This is a genomic window from Shinella sp. AETb1-6, assembly GCF_009826875.1.
Lineage (GTDB): Bacteria > Pseudomonadota > Alphaproteobacteria > Rhizobiales > Rhizobiaceae > Shinella > Shinella sumterensis.
The window spans coordinates 211,828-230,027 of record NZ_WUMM01000002.1; the positions used below are offsets into that span (position 1 = coordinate 211,828).

The 18,200-nt window shown below is 64.7% G+C and carries 16 protein-coding genes; 10 read left to right on the forward strand and 6 right to left on the reverse strand.

The genetic code is table 11. The features are described 5' to 3' along the window. Positions 1 to 270 precede the first annotated feature (270 nt). A complete protein-coding gene (locus GR158_RS04315; RefSeq protein WP_160870118.1) occupies positions 271 to 4,134 on the reverse strand; it encodes a peptidoglycan-binding protein in 3,864 nt (1,287 codons plus the stop codon). 468 nt (positions 4,135 to 4,602) lie between these two features. Between GR158_RS04315 and GR158_RS04320 the strand changes: the two genes are divergently transcribed. The 9 genes from GR158_RS04320 to GR158_RS04360 all read left to right on the forward strand — a co-directional run bounded on the left by GR158_RS04320 (position 4,603) and on the right by GR158_RS04360 (position 12,236). After that, positions 4,603 to 6,399, forward strand: coding sequence for an acyl-CoA dehydrogenase C-terminal domain-containing protein (locus GR158_RS04320; RefSeq protein ID WP_160870119.1), 1,797 nt, complete (start codon positions 4,603 to 4,605; stop codon positions 6,397 to 6,399). A 59-nt stretch (positions 6,400 to 6,458) separates the two neighbouring features. After that, positions 6,459 to 6,719, forward strand: a complete 261-nt coding sequence (locus tag GR158_RS04325) for an AbrB/MazE/SpoVT family DNA-binding domain-containing protein (RefSeq protein ID WP_160870120.1) — start codon at positions 6,459 to 6,461, stop codon at positions 6,717 to 6,719. After that, entirely contained in the window at positions 6,719 to 7,048 is a 330-nt protein-coding gene (locus tag GR158_RS04330; RefSeq protein ID WP_160870121.1) for a type II toxin-antitoxin system PemK/MazF family toxin, read from the forward strand. Before GR158_RS04325 ends, GR158_RS04330 begins: the two co-directional genes overlap by 1 nt. 39 nt (positions 7,049 to 7,087) lie before the next feature. Then, positions 7,088 to 8,296 (forward strand): acetyl-CoA C-acetyltransferase, encoded by a 1,209-nt coding sequence (locus GR158_RS04335; protein ID WP_134650827.1) that lies wholly within the window; start codon positions 7,088 to 7,090, stop codon positions 8,294 to 8,296. A 151-nt stretch (positions 8,297 to 8,447) separates the two neighbouring features. Then, positions 8,448 to 10,658: an FAD-dependent oxidoreductase gene (locus tag GR158_RS04340; RefSeq protein WP_160870122.1), complete on the forward strand. Its 2,211-nt coding sequence runs from the start codon at positions 8,448 to 8,450 to the stop codon at positions 10,656 to 10,658. A gap of 335 nt (positions 10,659 to 10,993) precedes the next feature. After that, positions 10,994 to 11,203, forward strand: a complete 210-nt coding sequence (locus GR158_RS04345) for a cold-shock protein (RefSeq protein WP_134650825.1) — start codon at positions 10,994 to 10,996, stop codon at positions 11,201 to 11,203. A gap of 129 nt (positions 11,204 to 11,332) precedes the next feature. Next, positions 11,333 to 11,623 (forward strand): cold-shock protein, encoded by a 291-nt coding sequence (locus tag GR158_RS04350; RefSeq protein ID WP_160870123.1) that lies wholly within the window; start codon positions 11,333 to 11,335, stop codon positions 11,621 to 11,623. Between the two features lie 64 nt (positions 11,624 to 11,687). Then, entirely contained in the window at positions 11,688 to 11,927 is a 240-nt protein-coding gene (gene rpsU / locus GR158_RS04355; RefSeq protein WP_134650823.1) for a 30S ribosomal protein S21, read from the forward strand. Between the two features lie 84 nt (positions 11,928 to 12,011). Further along, complete coding sequence (locus GR158_RS04360; protein ID WP_167719318.1) at positions 12,012 to 12,236, forward strand: hypothetical protein; 225 nt, start codon at positions 12,012 to 12,014, stop codon at positions 12,234 to 12,236. A gap of 9 nt (positions 12,237 to 12,245) precedes the next feature. Here GR158_RS04360 and GR158_RS04365 read toward each other — a convergent pair whose 3' ends face one another. From GR158_RS04365 to GR158_RS04385, 5 genes are all read right to left on the reverse strand, one after another. Next, positions 12,246 to 12,671 carry a plastocyanin/azurin family copper-binding protein gene (locus tag GR158_RS04365; RefSeq protein ID WP_246665534.1) on the reverse strand — a complete coding sequence of 142 codons (426 nt, stop codon included), beginning with the start codon at positions 12,669 to 12,671 and terminating at the stop codon, positions 12,246 to 12,248. 70 nt (positions 12,672 to 12,741) lie between these two features. After that, a complete protein-coding gene (locus GR158_RS04370; protein ID WP_134650822.1) occupies positions 12,742 to 13,170 on the reverse strand; it encodes a VOC family protein in 429 nt (142 codons plus the stop codon). An 829-nt stretch (positions 13,171 to 13,999) separates the two neighbouring features. Continuing rightward, on the reverse strand, positions 14,000 to 15,049 hold the full coding sequence (locus GR158_RS04375) for a sensor histidine kinase (RefSeq protein WP_134647785.1): 1,050 nt from the start codon (positions 15,047 to 15,049) through the stop codon (positions 14,000 to 14,002). Next, positions 15,050 to 15,496, reverse strand: a complete 447-nt coding sequence (locus tag GR158_RS04380) for a response regulator (protein ID WP_134647787.1) — start codon at positions 15,494 to 15,496, stop codon at positions 15,050 to 15,052. Continuing rightward, positions 15,493 to 16,989: a CHASE3 domain-containing protein gene (locus GR158_RS04385; RefSeq protein WP_160870124.1), complete on the reverse strand. Its 1,497-nt coding sequence runs from the start codon at positions 16,987 to 16,989 to the stop codon at positions 15,493 to 15,495. Before GR158_RS04385 ends, GR158_RS04380 begins: the two co-directional genes overlap by 4 nt. A gap of 256 nt (positions 16,990 to 17,245) precedes the next feature. Between GR158_RS04385 and GR158_RS04390 the strand changes: the two genes are divergently transcribed. Beyond that, on the forward strand, positions 17,246 to 18,151 hold the full coding sequence (locus tag GR158_RS04390) for a DMT family transporter (protein ID WP_160870125.1): 906 nt from the start codon (positions 17,246 to 17,248) through the stop codon (positions 18,149 to 18,151). Positions 18,152 to 18,200: the final 49 nt, after the last annotated feature.

Genomic DNA, 18,200 nt, shown 5'->3' on the forward strand with positions numbered 1-18,200 from the left:
CCTTTCGGCCCACCATGGCCGCCGTCACGATGATAACGTTTGAGGAACGGATATCATCCTGAAGCGGCTTCAGATTTGCACCGCATAATTCCGTAAATCAGGGCCGATTTATGGATGGAATCATGCCGTGCATTCAAAATGCCACAGCCTTCTTTACATGGCGTGAACGACACGCTGCTTGGCTTTTGTCATGACTGCGGGTTGGGCCTGCGGGCCGGGAAAGTGTCAACCGAAGAGGGCCCCTGTTCGGGGCCCTCGGTCGAAAGCCGGTCAGCCCGGCTGTTTGTTGCGCTTCAGAAGCTCGGTGACGAGCGCATCGTCGATCTCGCCCGTCTGTTTCTGGCCGACGGATTTCTGGAATGCCTTGATGGCCGCCACCGTCTTGTTGCCCATCTCTCCATCCGGCGTGCCGGCATTGAAGCCGTTGTTGTTGAGGATGGCCTGGATGTTGCGGATGGCCTTCTTCATGTCGACGCTGGCGGTCTTGACCGCCGCACCGGCCCATTCGTCCGGCAGTTCGGCGGAGTTGGCCTTTTCATCGAGCGGCTGCGGCTTCCACAGCTCGACCTTCGCCTTGGCGCTGGTCAGCTGCTCGGGGCGCATGGCGTTGGCCACCTCGTCGCGCTTGCCGGCGGCGTCGCGGTCGCCGTCACGGGCGGCGATGGCGAACCACTTGTAGGATTCTTCCAGGTCCTGCTTCACGCCGTTGCCGCGCGCATAGAGGATGGCGAGGTTGAACTGGCTGTCGCGCACGCCGAGTTCGGAGGCCTTCTGGAACCACTTCGCCGCGCCGTCGAAATCCGGCGCCGCATTGCCGATGCCGGTGGCGAGCAGGACGGCGAGATTGTGCATGGCGCTCGCATTGCCCTTGTTGGCCGCGACCTCGTAGAGCTTGCGGGCATGCTCCAGGTCGCGTTCGACGCCCTGGCCCTTTTCGTAGAGATTGGCGAGCCGGTATTCGGCCGGCGCGAAACCGCGTGCGGCGGCAAGCTCGTACCAGCGGGCGGCTTCCTTGAGATCGACCGCGACGCCGCGACCGTCCGTATAGCGCGCACCGATCTCGAACAAAGCGAGCGGATCGCCGCCCTTTGCCGCCGTGGCGAGCGACGCGGGCGTGATCGCCTCGGGAACGACGATCGCCGCCGTCTGCGTCTGATCGACCGGCGCGGCCTCCTGCGTTGCGTTCACATTGTCCTGGCCGGCCAGCGGCGCCGCTTCCGGCGTCGTCACCGGTTCGAAGCCGGCCGTGTCGGCGTCTTCGGTCACCGAGGGCGTGGTCAGCATGTCCGCACCCCGCGTGGCGGCGGACATCGGCGTCGTGCCGTCGGCGGTGGTCGTGCCGGCAATGTTGCGCTCCGCCGGCGCCGGATCGGTCACGGCCTTTTCGCCGGCGACCGGCGCGGTGCCGGCATTCGCCGTTGCCGCTTCGCCCGTTTCCGTGGCGGCGGGCGTGGTGTTCTCACCGCTCACCGCCGTCTGTTCGATGACGAGGGGCGCGCTGTCGCCGCGCACCAGCGTGTTGACGAGCGGATAGGACATGATGGCGAGCAGTGCCGCGCCGACGGCCAGAAGGATCGGCCGGCGGTGACGGGCAAAGGCCGATCCCGATGCCGGCTTCGCGTCCTTGGCGGGCTTTTCGCCCTTCTTCGCCGGAGCGACGCGCGACATCGCATCGCTTTCCTCGGCGGCAAGGCGGGCGGCGCGACGGGCGGCGGCGATGTAATCGGCCTTGTCCGTCTCGGTTGCGGCGCTCGAACGGCCACCGGAAGCCTGGCCGGCGCGCACGCGCTCGAGGATACGGCGGACGTCGGGCGTGCCCGAGCCGGGCTCGAGAAGTTCGTTGGCCACTTCCGGCGCCAGTTCGTCGGCCGCATCGAGCGACGGCGTCGGCTCGATATGCTGCCGCTCGACCTGGCGTACGGCAGGCTCCTTGCGGCCGGGCGACAGCCGCCGCTTCAGGCCGGCCAGCAGGCCCCTGGGCTGCTCGTCCCTAGGCTGCTCGTCCTTGGCGCCGTCGTCGGAGAGATCGGCCTCTGCGGCAGAGGCCAGCGCGTCGTGCTGCGCCTCGCGTTCCGGGGCGGGAATGTGCTCGACCGCGATCTCCGGGAAGCGGCTTTCCTCATGGTCGTCGACAGGGGCGTTGCGGCGCTGCTGCGTGCCGAAACCGTCGTCGTCGAACGGATAGTCGTGAACGCCGAGGCTTTCGGCGTGGGCGGTCTCCATGGCCGGCATTTCGGCGCGCGGCATGGCGGCGGGCTCGCGTCGGCCGAAGCTTTCGCGCGGCGCGTCGAAATCCTCAAGCCGGCCGGCGATCTGCACCAGCGTCTCGTGAAGCGCGTCGAAGGTGCGCGCCGTGCGGTCCTCGCTCGACCGCGTCAGCTCCTCGAGCGCCCGCAGGTCGGAAGCAAGGCCGGCGATCGCGTCCATGTCGGTGTTGCCGGCAACGGCCGGGCCGGCGTGGCGATAGGCCTCCATGACGGCCTCGGCGGCCTGGCGGGCCGCTTCGACGATATATTCGTCATTGGTCGCCATGTAATCTTCGATGGTGGCGAGACGGCTTTCGACATCCGACGGCACGCCGCCGAAGGCCGCCGGCGCGGAGGGCGTGCCGATCAGCGTGGAAAGGTGGGCGATCTGCGCTTCCAGCCCGCGCAGCGCTTCATGGTCGCCCGCGGGCGCCGTACGGGTCGCGTCCAGCCGGTCGGCGATGGCGGTAAGGCGTCCCTCGATCTCGGAGAAACGATCCTCCTGGAACGGGCTGCCGACAGGCGTATCGAGCCGGTCGATGCGGCGGGCGAGCGTATCGAGACGCTCGGCCAGCTCGCCGTTGACGCTGCCCTGGTCGAGCGCGTCGATCTTGCGGGAAATGTCGGAGAGGTAATAGGCAAGCTCGTCGCCGCCGACGAGCGGCGTGACCTGCTGGCTCTGCTCCAGCATGCGCGACAGCTCTTCGATGCGCTCTTCGAGGCGCAGCGCCGTGCGCTCGTTCGACAATTCCTCGATCCGGCTGGCCAGCGCCTCCAGACGCAGGCCCAGCCCCTGTTCCTGCGCGGGCGCCGGGCGGCGGGCGATCATGTCGAGCTGCCCGGCAAGGTCGGCGATCCGGCCTTCGAGGCGCTGCATCATGCCGGTGTCGGCAGACGCGCCCTGCTGCATGCGCCCGGCCGCCGCAATGGCGCGGGTGATCTCGTCGAGGCGTGCGTCGAGCCCCTCGAACTGCGAGGAGACGGCCGTGACGAAGCGGCCGCCATCCGGCTCGACGCGACGGCCGAGGCCGTCGATCGCGTCGGCGATCATCTCGATCTTGTCTTCCAGCGCGCGGATGGCGGGTGTGGCGCTCATCGCGCTGATCTGGTTCTTCAGCTCGTCGAGGCGATAGGCCAGCGCCACGAGTTCGTCGTCGCGCGCCTGATCGAAGACCGACAACTTCTGCTCGACGCCGTTCCAGCGGTCTTCCATGCGGCGCACGGAATCCTCGCGCGCCAGCCCGTCGAGCACGGAGCGCAGCTCGTCGAACTCGACGCGCAGGCCATCCGTGTGGCCGGACTGGCGGCCGAGCTGGTTGATGCCGGTGGCGAGGCGCTGCAGTTCGGCGCGCAGGTCGTCCGTGTTGCCGCGGCCTTCGGCCATCTGGCGGATGCCGCGGATTTCGGAGCGCAGCGTGTGCATCTCGCGCTCCAGCCCGTCGGCGATATCCTTCTTGAGGTCCTGACGCAACGAAACGAGCGCCTTGGCGATATCCTCGACGGAATTGTCGCCGCGCGCCGGCGCGGCGACCGAATGGCTGCCATAGGCGGCCTGCGCCTGCTGGGCGGCGGCATGGTGATCGTTCGAGAGCGGGCGGCGCTCGACACGCTGGACGGCACGCTCGCGCGTGTCGTCGATGGCGCGCTGGCGCTGCAGGATTTCCGAAACCGGATCGTCGCGCAACGGAAGGTTGCGCTGCGGCTCGTAGCGGGACTGTTCGGCGCGCGGCGTATAGCGCTCGGGGGCATAGCGCTCTTCGGCACGCCCGCGCGGATCGCGGCCGCCCATCAGCCCCTCGATGCGGGCTTCCAGCCCCTCGATGGTGCGATTGAGCGCGTCGAGCGAAGACCGTTCGCCATGACGTTGCGGGTTTCGCGATCCGTTCATCTTGCCTCGCTTTGGCGGCCACCGGCCTGCCGGGAGATACCCTTGACGGCGCGGCCCGCCCGGCTGCGCCCTTCCTGCGTTTTGCGGGAAACCGTACCGTCCCTGCCTCACCCGGATCTCCGATCCAGGCACCGCAGAGGAAAGCCGAAATGATTCCCGATCCCACGCCCTCAGGCGCCACAATTCATGAAACGTGGTAAACAAGGAGTTAACCCGCGCGGAATTTTTTTAACGATTTGCTCATAGACTGGCTTTCGCAAGGCGGTGCGCCCCGTTGTGGCACCGCAACCTGCTCCGCGCAGCTTCGCCGCGGCTGGACACGACAGCGATCGTTACCCTCCCCGTCCCTGCCCGGAATGAGAATTTCGTCGCACCGTGCGTTTTGACGTTTACGCAAACGTCAAAATTTCATACTATCCTTCCCAAGGAGCGGACCGAGGTCCGCGGGATAGGTGAGGAACGCAGACGATGCCGATCTACAAGGCCCCCGTGAATGACACGCTTTTCATCCTGAACGACGTCCTGTCGCTGGAGCGCTACAACAACCTGCCCGGTTTCGCCGACGCGACGGGCGACATGGTGGAGGCGATTGCCGGCGAGGCCGCAAAGCTTGCCGAGGAAGTGCTGTTTCCCGTCAACCTTTCCGGGGATCAGGAAGGCTGCAAGCGCGCGGACGACGCCACGGTGACGACGCCGAAGGGCTTCAGGCAAGCCTACGATCTCTATCGCCAGGGCGGCTGGATCGGCCTTGCCGTGCCGGAGGAATTCGGCGGCCAGGGCCTGCCCTACGTGCTGCATACCGCCGTCGGCGAATATATGTCGTCCGCCAATATGGCGCTCACCATGTATCCGGGCCTCACGCAGGGCGCGATCGCCGCGATCCTCGTGCACGGTTCCGATGAGCAGAAGGCCGCCTACCTGCCGAAGATGGTGGAGGGCACCTGGACCGGCACCATGAACCTGACGGAGCCCCATTGCGGCACCGATCTGGGCCTGCTGCGCACCAAGGCCGTGCCACAGCCCGACGGCTCCTACAGGATCTCAGGCCAGAAGATCTTCATCTCCGCCGGCGAGCACGACATGTCGGAGAATATCGTGCATCTCGTCCTCGCCCGCATCGAGGGCGCGCCGGAGGGCACCAAGGGCATCTCGCTCTTCATCGTGCCGAAATTCATCCTCAAGGACGACGGCACGCCGGGTGAGCGCAACGGCGTCACCTGCGGTGCGATCGAACACAAGATGGGCATCCACGGCAACGCCACCTGCGTCATGAATTACGACGATGCGACCGGTTTCCTCATCGGCACGGAGAACAAGGGCCTCAACGCCATGTTCGTCATGATGAACGAGGCCCGCCTCGGCGTCGGCCTTCAGGGCCTGTCGATCGCCGAAATCGCCTACCAGAACGCCGCCCAGTATGCCCGCGAACGTCTCCAGGGCCGTTCGCTCTCCGGCGCCAAGAACCCGGACGGCAAGGCCGATCCGCTGATCGTGCATCCCGATATCCGCCGCACCCTGATGACCATCAAGGCCTGGACGGAGGGCGGCCGCGCCTTCACGCTGTGGACCGCGCTGAAATCCGATATCGCCCACCGCTCCGCCGACGAAAAGGAACGCCAGGCCGCCGACGACATTCTCGGCCTGATGACGCCCATCCTCAAGGGCGTGCTCACCGACAAGGGCTTCGACCACGCCGTCATGGCCCAGCAGGTCTTCGGCGGCCACGGCTATATCGAAGAGCACGGCATGAGCCAGTATGTGCGCGATGCGCGCATCGCCATGATCTACGAGGGCGCCAATGGCATCCAGGCGCTCGACCTCGTCGGCCGCAAGCTCGGCATGAACGGCGGCCGCGCCGTCATGGCGCTGTTCAAGGAAATCGGCGATTTCTGCGAGGAGAACCGCAGCGACGAGAAGCTTGCCCCTTTCACGAAGGGCCTCAAGAAGGGCTTGAACGACCTTCAGGCCTCCACCATGTGGTTCATGCAGAACGCCATGGCCAGGCCCGACAATGCCGGCGCCGGCTCGACCGATTACATGCACCTCTTCGGCCTCGTCGTCATCGGCTACATGTGGGCGAAGATCGCCAAGGCCGCGGAAGCGGGCCTCGCCGGCGGTGCCGGAGAGCGGGAGGATTTCCTGAAGAACAAGCTCGTCACGGCAAAGTTCTTCATGGAGCGCCTGATGCCGGAAACCGCCCTGCGCAAGACCCGCATCGAGGCCGGCGCGGACACGGTGATGGAGCTGGCGGCGGAAGCGTTTTGAGCAGATTGCGGCAAACGTCAAAAAGTTATACATTCATATAACTTTTTAAGGAGGCTCAGATGGCAGTATCGACTTTGCGCAATGTCGGCGGATCCGTGATGATGACGATCCCCAAGCCGCTCCTCGAGGATCTCGGCCTTTCCGCCAACGCCAAGCTCGACGTGACCGTCGAGGATGGCCGCCTGATTGCCGTGCCGAAGGCGCGCCCGAAATATACGCTCGACGAACTCATCGCGGAATGGACTCCCTGGCCCGAACGCACGGCCGAGGAGCAGGAATGGCTGGACATGCCTTCCGTCGGCAACGAGGTCATCGACTGATGGAACGCGGCGATATCTGGTTCGTCGACCTGGAGCCGACGCGCGGACGAGAGCAGGCGAAGGCGCGCTATGCCCTCGTCCTCACGCCGAAGGCTGTGAATCGGCACGGAACGCAGATCATAGCGCCGATTACGAGCGGCGGCCAGTTCGCCAGGACGTCCGGCTTCGCGGTTTCCTTGTCCGGTGCCGGCACGCAGGCGGCGGGTGTCGTGCTTTGCCATCAGATCCGGACGGTGGACCTCCAGGCCCGCGGCGGACGGTTCGTGGAGAAGGCGCCCGACTTTATCACCGACGAGGTGCTGGCCCGCGTATCGGCCCTCTTTGAATAGAACAAAATCCGGCGCCGTCGCGCCGCCAGGGAGAAGAGAATGACCGACGTCTTCATCTATGATCATGTGCGCACCCCGCGCGGGCGCGGCAAGAAGGACGGATCGCTGCACGAAGTACCGTCCGTGCGGCTTGCCGCGAAGGTTCTGGAAGCGGTGCGCGACCGCAACGGGCTCGACACGGAAAAGGTCGACGACATCATCATGGGCTGCGTCGATCCCGTCATGGACGCCGGCGCCGTCATTCCGAAGGCCGCAGCCTTCGAGGCCGGCTACTCCACGAAGGCGCCGGGCATGCAGATCTCGCGCTTCTGCGCCTCAGGCCTCGATGCCGTGAATTTCGGCGCGGCGAAGATCGCGCAGGGCGCCGACGACCTCGTCGTCGCCGGCGGGGTGGAATCCATGTCGCGCGTCGGGCTCGGCATGTCGGGCGGCGCCTGGTTCATGGACCCGTCCGTCAATTTCCCGGCCTATTTCATGCCGCAGGGCGTCTCCGCCGACCTGATCGCCACGAAATACGGCTTCTCCCGCGACGATGTGGATGCCTATGCCGTCGAGAGCCAGAAGCGCGCCGCCCATGCCTGGCAGAACGGCTACTTCAACAATTCCGTCGTGCCGGTGAAGGACATCAACGGTCTCGTCATCCTCGACCGTGACGAGCACATGCGCCCCGGCACCGACATGCAGGCGCTCGCACAGTTGCAGCCGTCCTTCCAGATGCCCGGCGAGATGGGCGGCTTCGAGGCCGTCGCCATCCAGGCGCATCCGGAAATCGAAGGCATCAACTATGTGCACCATGCCGGCAATTCCTCCGGCATCGTCGACGGCGCCGCCGCCGTGCTGCTCGGCTCGAAGGAAGGCGGCGCGATCCTCGGCAGGAAGGCGCGCGGCCGCATCAAGGCCTTCGCCAATATCGGCTCCGATCCGGCGCTGATGCTGACCGGCCCGGTCGACGTCACGGAAAAGCTGCTCGCCCGCACCGGCATGCAGCTGTCCGACATCGACCTTTTCGAACTCAACGAGGCCTTCGCCGCCGTCGTCCTGCGCTATATGCAAGCCTTCGACATCCCGCACGACAGGATCAACGTCAATGGCGGCGCCATCGCCATGGGCCACCCGCTCGGCGCGACCGGCGCGATGATCCTCGGCACCGTGCTCGACGAACTGGAACGCCGCGACCTCAACACCGCCCTCGTGACACTGTGCATCGGCGCCGGCATGGGCACGGCTACGATCATCGAACGGGTCTGAGAGAGGTAAGCCACGCTCTCTCCGGTCGTCATCCTCGGGCTTGACCCGAGGATCCACAGCCCGGAGCTGGATGGTCGGGTCAAGCCCGACCATGACGGAGGAGAGGACAGCGTGTGAAGCCAGATAGATTTCAAGGGAGAGGAATCCCATCATGAGCGCATACAAGAACTTCACCATCGAGACCGACGCCGACGGCATTGCGCTGGTCACCTGGGACATGCCCGACAAGTCGATGAACGTCTTCACCGTCGAGGTGATGGACGAGCTGGACAAGATCATCGACCAGGTCGTGGCCGACGACGCCATCAAGGGTGCGGTCATCACGTCGGGCAAGTCCTCCTTCTCCGGCGGCGCGGATCTCTCGATGATCAAGGCGAGCTTCGACCTCCTGAAGGACGCGCAGGCTGCCGATCCCGCGACCGCCGTGCAGAAACTGTTCGAAACCACGGGCCGCATGACCTGGCTGTTCCGCAAGCTGGAGACCTCCGGCAAGCCCTGGGTCTCCGCCATCAACGGCACCTGCATGGGCGGCGCCTTCGAAATGTCGCTCGCCTGCCACGGCCGCGTCGCCTCGAATGCCAAGTCGGTCAAGATCGCGCTGCCCGAGGTCAAGGTCGGCATCTTCCCCGGCGCCGGCGGCACCCAGCGCGTGCCGCGCCTTGCCAATGCGCAGGACGCGCTGCAGATGATGACGACCGGCTCGTCGCTGACCGGCGCGCGCGCCAAGGCGATGAACCTCGTGCATCAGGTCGTCGAGCCCGGTGAGCTCATCCCCGCCGCCAGGCAGATGATCAAGGACGGCCTCAAGCCCGTCCAGCCCTGGGACGAGAAGGGCTTCAAGGCCCCCGGCGGCGGCATCTGGACGCCGGCCTCCGCCCAGCTCTGGCCGGCCGCCCCCGCCATCCTGCGCCGCGAGACCGCCGGCAACTATCCGGGCGCGCTCGCCATTCTCAAATGCGTCTATGAGGGCCTGCAGGTTCCCTTCGAGACGGGCCTGAAGATCGAGCAGCGCTACTTCACCCACATCCTGCAGACGACCGAAGCCTTCTCGATGATCCGGTCGCTGTTCATCTCCATGCAGGAGCTCGGCAAGGGCGCGCGCCGGCCGGCCGGCATTCCCAAGGCGGAGTTCAAGAAGGTCGCCGTCGTCGGCGCCGGCTTCATGGGCGCCTCCATCGCCTATGTGACGGCCGCCGCCGGCATTCCGGTGGTCCTCATCGACCGCGACCAGGAGGCCGCCGACAAGGGCAAGACCCATTCCGAAGGCCTCGTCACCGGCGCCATCGGCAAGGGCCGCATGTCCAGGGAGGACGGCGAAAGGCTGCTGTCCCTCATCACCCCGACCCCCGATTATGCCGCGCTCGCCGATGCCGACCTCGTCATCGAGGCCGTCTTCGAGGACCGCACGGTCAAGAAGGAGGTGACGGAGAAGATCGAGGCCGTACTGCGCGAGGATGCCATCTTCGCCTCCAACACCTCGACGCTGCCGATCACGGGCCTCGCCAGAAATTCGAAGCGGCCGGACCAGTTCATCGGCATCCACTTCTTCTCGCCGGTCGAGAAGATGATGCTGGTGGAGGTCATCCTCGGCAAGGAAACGGGCGACAAGGCGCTCGCCACCGCTCTGGATTATGTCGCCGCCATCAAGAAGACGCCGATCGTCGTGAACGATACACGCGGCTTCTACGTCAACCGCTGCGTCTTCCGCTACATGGCCGAAGCCTATGACATGCTGATCGAAGGCGTGCCGGCGGCGATGATCGAGAATGCCGCCAAGATGGCCGGCATGCCGGTCGGCCCGCTGTCGCTCAACGACGAGGTAGCCGTCGACCTCTCCTACAAGGTCTTCAAGGCGGCCATCGCCGATCTCGGCGAAAAGGCCGTCGATCCGCGCCACATGGAGCTGGTGACGACGCTGGTGGACGGCGAAGGCCGCCTCGGCCGCAAGGCCGGCAAGGGCTTCTACGACTACCCGCCGAAGCCGCAGAAGAAGAAGCTGTGGCCCGGCCTGAAGGACCTCTACCCGCAGCAGAAGCCCGAGGATGTCGATATCCAGGTGCTGAAGCAGCGCCTGCTCGTCACCATCGCGCTGGAAGCCGCCCGCACCATGGAGGAAGGCATCGTCACCGATCCGCGCGAGGCCGATGTGGGCTCCATTCTCGGTTTCGGCTTCGCCCCCTATACCGGCGGCACGCTGTCCTACATCGACGGCATGGGCGCGAAGGCCTTCGTGGCACTCTGCGAGAAACTGGCCGCCCGATACGGCAGCCACTTCCAGCCGACGCCGCTCTTGAAGGACATGGCCGCCAAGGGCGAAACCTTCTACGGCCGCTTCGCGCCGGAGGCGAAGAAGGCCGCCTGAGCGCCCTGCCCGACACGCCATGCAGGGGCGGCCATCTGGTCGCCCTTTTCTTTTGCGCACCGCGATTTCCGGCCAAAAATAAAAACGCGATTCCGATAAATTGAATTTCCAAAAGAGGCGATCGATCACCGTATTTTCCGGCGGTCCACGCGAATCCCTCCAGAAAAATTTTGCAAAACCATTGCATTATCGGGAATAAACTTTATATAGATGCCATCGATAACTGCTTGCGACCTTTGCCACCGAGCCCCGCTCTTCGTCAGATTTCCTTTCAAGATCGATCAATAACGGGAAAAACATCTCCCGATTACACTAGCGATGAAAAGGATATCGTTATGAATTCAGGTACCGTAAAGTGGTTCAACAGCACCAAAGGCTTCGGCTTCATTCAGCCTGACGATGGCTCGACCGACGTGTTCGTGCACATCTCGGCTGTCGAACGTGCGGGCATGGGCTCGCTGAACGAAGGCCAGAAGATCACGTACGACATCGTCCGTGACCGCAAGTCCGGCAAGAACTCTGCCGACGGCCTCCGCGCCGCATAAGAATTGTCGTTCCTCCTCGCTGACCACGGATGTACTGGCAGTGAAGAGTTCGAATGACGGGAAGAGGTCGGGGTAACGCCCGGCCTTTTTGTTTCGACAACCTTGCGGGCACCCGCAAAGGAGACTTTCATGAGCCGTAAAACCTACGCCATCGGAGACCACGTCCTGCTCAGGGCCGGCCTTTCCCGCGCGACCACGGGTGAACGGACCTGCCGCATCGTCGGCGTCCTGCCGGCCGATCACGGCGAGGTTCAGTATCGCGTGCGCCTGGAAGGCGAAAACTTCGAACGCCGCATCGTGCAGAGCGATATCGAGGCGGACGACACGACCGCCGGCGCGCCGCGCACGAACGGAAAACGCGAAGCGCCCCGCGCGGGCAGCCCGTGGCTGAAACCACTCACCATCCGCACCGCACGGTAATCCGGACCGGATTGCCGGCGCGAAATCCCACCGAATGCGGCTATGCCGCGAGAAAGGACATACCTTGCAGGTTCTCGTCAGGGACAACAATGTCGACCAGGCACTGCGTGTGCTGAAGAAGAAGATGCAGCGCGAAGGCCTCTTCCGCGAAATGAAGGCGCGCAGCGCCTTTGAAAAGCCGTCGGAAAAGCGCGTGCGCGAAAAGGCCGAAGCGATCCGCCGCCAGCGCAAGCTCGCGCGCAAGAAGATGCAGCGCGAAGGCCTGCTGCCTGCGCCCAAGAAGGCCGTGCGTCCGGGACGCTGAGACATGCCGACCGGGTGACGACCGCGTCACCCGGCAAACCCGCCCAGAACGATTCAGACCAGAACGGTTCAGAAAGGGGATATCATGGACATGACCAAGGATACGCTTTCCACCCCGGTCAAACCGTCCTCGCAGGCCAAGGCGGCCGCGACGGACAGCGCCGCGCGTACCATCATCGCCAGCGAAGTGACCGCGCGCGAAAAGAAGACCGCACGCCTGCGCGCCCTGCGCATGGAGCAGGAGGCCATCCAGGAGAAGGCCGAGCCGGCGGCCAAGACCAAAAAGGCTCCGGCCGCCAGAAAGCGCTGATCGCGCCGCCTATTTCGTCACGACGAGCCTGGCATGCATGCCGGCCTCGTAGTGGCCCTTGATGTTGCAGAGCAGAAGATAGGTACCGGGCTGCAGCCTTGTCTTCAACGTACCGTCGGCACCCGGCTTGAGGTCGGCGACCTCGCCCAGGCTCTTCAGCTTCTTCTCGTCCACGCGATGCTTTGCCGCGACGACGGGGATTTTCTGGTCCGGCGATTTCAACTTCACCAGCACCATTTCATGCGCCTCGCCCACCGCCTCGTTGTGGACCTGGAACACGACGTCGCCGGCCTTGATCGTCGGCTGGTCGATCGACAGCGTCATCGGCCCGCCACCTTCCCCGCCCTCGACGACCTTCACGGTCGTTGCGGCGAAGGCGGGTGCTGTGAGGCAGAGCGTGGCGAGAACGGCAAGCGTGGTCATGCGGTGGGTCATGGCGTCAACCTTTCCTGAAAGCCCGACGCCCTGCTAGGCCGGTTTGCTGACGGGCAACTGAACGGTGCCGTCAGAAGGTGATCGTCACGGATGGCGCGCTCCGCTTATGCGGGCCGTGGAAGACCGCCTCGATATTGTTGCCGTCAGGGTCGAGCAGGAAGGCGGCGAAATAGCCGGGATGATAGGCGCGCTTTCCCGGCGCGCCATTGTCCGTGCCGCCGGCGGCGAGGCCCGCTTTGTAGAAGGCCTCCACCATCGCCTCGTCCGCAGCCTGGAACGCCAGGTGATGCCGCCCGGTCAGGGCTCCTGTCGCGGCCGCACTGTCGCTGCCGGAGACGAACAGCTCGTCGAACCAGAAATACTTTTCCTCCGCGCCGCCGAGCGGAATGTTCAGCGCGCCGAGCACCGCCTCGTAGAACCTCCGGCTGGCCTCGAGGTCGCGCACGACGAGCTGGATATGGTCGATCAGCCGGCCGCGATGCAGTTCATTGGTTTCCATCTGCTGTCCTCCGTTTCTCCGATGAGATACTAGGCCGGCGGGCCGCCTCGGCAATATCTGTTTGCGCTTTCCTTCGTCCTGCCCCCATGCAATCCGCCGCAAACCGTGGCGCTGCTTTTTTCCCACGCATCTCCTCTGGCGTCATCCCCGGGCTCGACCCGAGGACCCACAGCCGCATGCGCCGCCGTCCTCACCGTCCCTCATCCGGGGACGTAATCCGCTCGCATCCTCTGATTTCCCTGCGAAATCCCGCGCCGATTTCCCCGCCGTCTCCAACCATGCCTACAATGCCCCCATCCCGCCCTCGGATACACCGCAAGGCGTTGCGGCGAGGCGGGGTCGGCGCGGGGCGTGAGGGAATGACGCGAAACCTCAAGTCACGGGCCTGCGGAAAATGGTCTCCCTCCGGCGACACGGGGGAAATGGCGGGATGTCGGACCGATCCTGTCGTTTCATGCCCCGAACGGCGCGCCGGGCGTGCCTGTGCGGCACACAAGGGGATCGGCATTGGCGGATGCGTCGGCATCGTCCGCCGGCATGGAGAAAGGCCGGGAGGTGGAGACACCTTCCACGGAGCGCCAAGGCGTGTGCTCCGGTTGTCAAACGGCACTGCCCATTCCGGAAACCGGCGAAGGACACCGCCGTGTCGATCCTTGCAGAGAGACCGGAGTCGCGGGCAAAAACCGCCGAACGGGGCGCCGGAAGGTGTCACCTAGTTTATTTTCAGTCGAGGCAGCTTCCGGCGCCCCGTCCGAATGCTCTTTGAAACCACGGGCGAAACCGCCGCGTGGCGCTCGGCCTGTGCCGTTTTCCAGGAGGCGGGATTTTGTCAGCGCGACGGTTCGACGATACGCACCAGCAGTTCGGCGCGCGTTCCGATTTCCCGCGCCGCATAGTCGAGCCGGGCCCCGAGGCTGGTGGCCATGGCACCGATGATCTTGGAGCCGAGGCCCGTGCCGCGCACGGGACCTTCGCCGCGCCAGCCGATGCCGTCGTCTTCCACGAACAAAAGCGCATTTTCGCCATCGAGCCGGGTGAAGCCGACGCGCACTTCGCCGCCCGTTTCGCCATAGGCATATTTGAAGGCATTCGTGACGAGCTCCGTCACGATCACGCCGAGCGACACCGCGCGATCGGTCGGCACATGCAGCGGCTCCAGCGTGCGGTTCAGCCGCACATCGCGCTCATGGCCCTGCATGGAAGCCCCAAGCTCGGTCAGAAGGGTCGAGAGATAGGCGCCCATATCGACATTGCGCACATCCTCGGAGGTGTAGAGACGGCGATGGATGCCGGCGATCGCGGTAATGCGCGCCTGCGTTTCGGAAAGCGCCTCCTTGACCGCGTCGTCCACGGCGCTCGACATCTGCAGGCGGATGAGCGCGGCGGCCAGCGCCAGCGAGTTGCCGACGCGGTGGTTCACCTCCGCCAGCAGCACTTCCGCACGCTCCTTGGCCGCGCGGATCTCCTGCTCGGCTTCCAGTTTGAGGCGCTTGAGGTGGGCGTTCTCCAGCGCCTGGCCCAGCGCATTGGCCAGCAGCGGCATGAAATCGTCGCCGACGGATTTGATGACATAGTCCGCAGCGCCGGCCTTCAGCGCCTCGACGGCGACCTGCGCGTCGTTGGATCCCGTCACATAGACGACCGGCACCGCGCCCGGCGCGCTGGCGAGCTCCTTGAGAAAGGAAAGGCCGGTGCCCGATGCCAGGAAATGATCGAGCACCACGGCGTCGAAGCCGCCTTCGGCGAACAGCTCGCGGCCCAGCTCCACATCCTCCGCATGGACAACGACATAGCCGACACGGCCAAGCGCGCGCTCGGCGAGGCGCGCCAGGATCGGATCGTCATCGATGTAGAGGAGACGGAACGGACCTTCTCTCATTCACTGCGACTCGGGTATCTGGATCACGGAGAAGAACAGGCCGAGCTGACGGATCGCATGCGCGAAGCTTTCATACTCGACGGGCTTGGTGATGTAGACGTTCGCGCCCAGATCGTAACAGCGCTGGATTTCCCGCTCGTCGTCCGTCGTCGTGAGAATGACGACCGGCAGGCGCTTGGTGTGGGTATTCGTCTTGATCTTCTGAAGGATATCGATGCCGGACATGTCGGGCAGGTTGAGGTCGAGCAGGATCAGCAGGAAGCGTCCGGCGCTCGCCATGCCGGAACGGTCCTTGCCGAGCACGAAATCGAGCGCGTCGGTGCCGCTGGTGAAGGGCACGACCTCGTTGTGCACACCGGCCCGGCGGATGTTCTTCTCGATGAGGCGCGCGTGGCCCTCGTCGTCCTCGATCATCACGATGGTGACTTCCTTGCCCAATCCGTTCATGCCTGCATACTCCTGACAACTTTGCTGAGGTCGGGCGGCAGACGCAGAACGAACGTCGTCCCCTGCCCGATTTCGGATTTCACGACGATATCACCACCGAGATTTCGCATCAGTGAACGAACATGGGCGAGCCCGATTCCCTCGCCCGGCTTGTCCTGTGTGCCGGAGCGACGGAAAAGCTCGAAGACCCGCTCATGGTCTTCCGGGGCGATACCCCTGCCGTTATCGGCGAATTCGATGACGAAGCCTGCCCGACCCGCATTGCGCGCAGTGATTGAAATACGCAACGGCCGCTCGGTCAAGCGGTACTTGATGGCGTTGTCGAACAGATTGCCGAACACCTGCTCCAGCGAAAGCCGGTCGGACACGACCGTCGGCAGGTTGTCGGCGATGGTGATGACGCCGTCGGCTTCGCTCACCTGATGGTTGACCGCGGCAGCACCGGCCTCGACCAGGCCCTTGAGATTGACGCGTTCGATCTTGAGTTCGCGGCGGCCGTCGCGCGAAATCTTCAGGATGGCGTTGATCAGCCCGTCCATTTTCTTGGTGGAGGACCGGATGAAGCCGATCGCTTCCGGCAGGTCTTCGCCCGCCGCACGGCGCGCCTCGAGAATATCCGCCTCGCTCGGCGTCTTGCCATCGGCGAGCACGTAGCTCTGGATGGCCGCGAGCGATGCCTGCAGCTCGCTGGTAAAGCCCATGATGTTGACCAGCGGCGCACGCAGGTCGTGCGTGACGATATAGGCGAAGCGTTGCACTTCCTGGTTGGCGCGTATCAGCTCCTCGGTCCGCTCGTCCACGCGCTTTTCCAGCGTGGCGTTCAGCAGTTCCACCTCGCGCCGCGCCGCGAGGTTGTCGCGGGTATACTGCACGATGATGATGATGGCGCCGCCCAGCACGGTGATGATGGCGATGGCGCCGATCACCGTCGTCCATTGAAGGGCGCCCGCCGACCACAGCGTATCCACCACGCCCTTGCGCAGCTGCTCGTCCGCATCGTCCATGATGTTGCCGAGACGATCGCGGATTTCGTCCATCAGCATACGGCCGCGGTCGGTCTTGACCTGTGTGATCGCTTCCGCCTGGCGACCCTGCAACATGAGGTCGACGGTGCCGGCCAGTTCGTCGAGCTTTTCGACCACCAGCTGCTGGACGCGTTCCGCGTCCCCGGCATATTCGGGCAGCCCGCCCAGTCTGTCGGCAAAGGCCTGCTTCTGCTCCGCGACCCCGCGCAACGCATCGTCATAGGGCGCGCGGAATGCCGGATCGCCCGTGATGATGAAACCACGCTGCCCGGTTTCCGCATCCTTGAGGATCGAAAGAAGATCGGCCGATGCCCGACGCGCCTCGCGCTGTTCGACGAAACCGGTGAAATAGGACTGCACCTTGCCGACGAGCCACAACGATGTACCGACAATGCCGAGCAGTGCGAAAACGCCGGCGATGAACAGGATTATGGTCGAGCGCACGAATGCGGCGTTCGATATCGGCATTCCACCCCCCGGTTTCGCCGCTTCATATGCGCTGGACATTATCGCTCCCCCGCCGGATTGAAAACAGCGGATCAGCGTAACGCCCGGATTCTTTTGAAAGACTGCGGCAGCGTGTGTGTGATGCGCGATATAGTGCTGGCAAGGCCGACAGCCAGAGGCGCAGGAAAAATTTCCTTGCCGCCGGAGCCGGCACGAAATGTCGGTTTTGCGCAGTTTGGGCGTGCAAGCGCCGCGCTGCGGGTATATGCGCAAGGGCATGGACTCCAAACGAACCGGCTACGTCTTTACCCTCCTGGCCATCCTGATCTTCAGCCTTCAGGATGCCATTTCAAAACATCTCGGCGGCCTCTATTCGCCCATCTTCATCGCCATGCTGCGGTTCTGGGCGTTCGCGGCCTTCGCCTTGATCATGGCCGCGCGCAGTTCGGGCGGGCTGGGGGTCGCCATCCGGTCGAAACGTCCCTTCCTCCAGATCCTGCGCGGCACGCTGCTCGCGCTCCAGATCGTCGTCGTCATCACGGCCTTCAATGCCGTCGGCCTCGCGCATACCCAGGCGATCCTTGCCTCCGGCCCCATCTTCGTCGCGCTCCTGTCCATGCCGCTGCTCGGCGAGCGGGTGGGCTGGCGGCGCTGGACGTCGATCTCGGTGGGCCTCTCGGGCGTGCTGATCATCATCAACCCGACGGACGGCGCGTTCGATTCCAGCGTGCTCGTGCCGCTGGCGGCCGCGCTGATGTTTGCGCTCTACGCCATCACCACGCGTCTTGCCAGCCGCGACGATTCCTCGCTGACGAGCTTTCTCTACACCGGCCTTGCCGGCGCGGCGGTGCTTTCGCTGATCGGCCCGTTCTTCTGGACCAATCTCATTCCCGTCGACTGGCTCTGGATGGGGCTGTTGTGCATGACGGGCATTTCCAGCCACTATTTCCTCATCCGCGCCTACGACCTGCTCAATGCCGCCGCCGTGCAGCCCCTCACCTATCTCCAGGTGGTGATGGCGGCGATCATCGGTGTTACCGTCTTCGGCGAGACGCTGAATGTGAACATGGTGCTGGGCTCCGCCATCGTGGTGGGCGCCGGCATGTTCACCGTCTGGCGCGAGAGCGTCGTGGCCCGGCGGATCGCGGCGGAGAACCGCGCCAAACGCGAAAAAGGAATATAATCCTTTTTTCTTTACTCGAAAAACGTCCTTCGCTATAGTCCGCCTCATC

Coding starts and splice junctions, on each gene's coding strand:
- GR158_RS04350 (WP_160870123.1), top strand. CDS start 11,333: ATGAGCCGTAAAACCTACGCCATCGGAGACCACGTCCTGCTCAGGGCC.
- GR158_RS04360 (WP_167719318.1), top strand. CDS start 12,012: ATGGACATGACCAAGGATACGCTTTCCACCCCGGTCAAACCGTCCTCG.
- GR158_RS04375 (WP_134647785.1), bottom strand. CDS start 15,049: ATGAGAGAAGGTCCGTTCCGTCTCCTCTACATCGATGACGATCCGATC.
- GR158_RS04330 (WP_160870121.1), top strand. CDS start 6,719: ATGGAACGCGGCGATATCTGGTTCGTCGACCTGGAGCCGACGCGCGGA.
- GR158_RS04335 (WP_134650827.1), top strand. CDS start 7,088: ATGACCGACGTCTTCATCTATGATCATGTGCGCACCCCGCGCGGGCGC.
- GR158_RS04340 (WP_160870122.1), top strand. CDS start 8,448: ATGAGCGCATACAAGAACTTCACCATCGAGACCGACGCCGACGGCATT.
- GR158_RS04385 (WP_160870124.1), bottom strand. CDS start 16,989: ATGCCGATATCGAACGCCGCATTCGTGCGCTCGACCATAATCCTGTTC.
- GR158_RS04380 (WP_134647787.1), bottom strand. CDS start 15,496: ATGAACGGATTGGGCAAGGAAGTCACCATCGTGATGATCGAGGACGAC.
- GR158_RS04320 (WP_160870119.1), top strand. CDS start 4,603: ATGCCGATCTACAAGGCCCCCGTGAATGACACGCTTTTCATCCTGAAC.
- GR158_RS04365 (WP_246665534.1), bottom strand. CDS start 12,671: ATGACCCACCGCATGACCACGCTTGCCGTTCTCGCCACGCTCTGCCTC.
- GR158_RS04370 (WP_134650822.1), bottom strand. CDS start 13,170: ATGGAAACCAATGAACTGCATCGCGGCCGGCTGATCGACCATATCCAG.
- GR158_RS04390 (WP_160870125.1), top strand. CDS start 17,246: ATGGACTCCAAACGAACCGGCTACGTCTTTACCCTCCTGGCCATCCTG.
- GR158_RS04315 (WP_160870118.1), bottom strand. CDS start 4,134: ATGAACGGATCGCGAAACCCGCAACGTCATGGCGAACGGTCTTCGCTC.
- GR158_RS04345 (WP_134650825.1), top strand. CDS start 10,994: ATGAATTCAGGTACCGTAAAGTGGTTCAACAGCACCAAAGGCTTCGGC.
- GR158_RS04325 (WP_160870120.1), top strand. CDS start 6,459: ATGGCAGTATCGACTTTGCGCAATGTCGGCGGATCCGTGATGATGACG.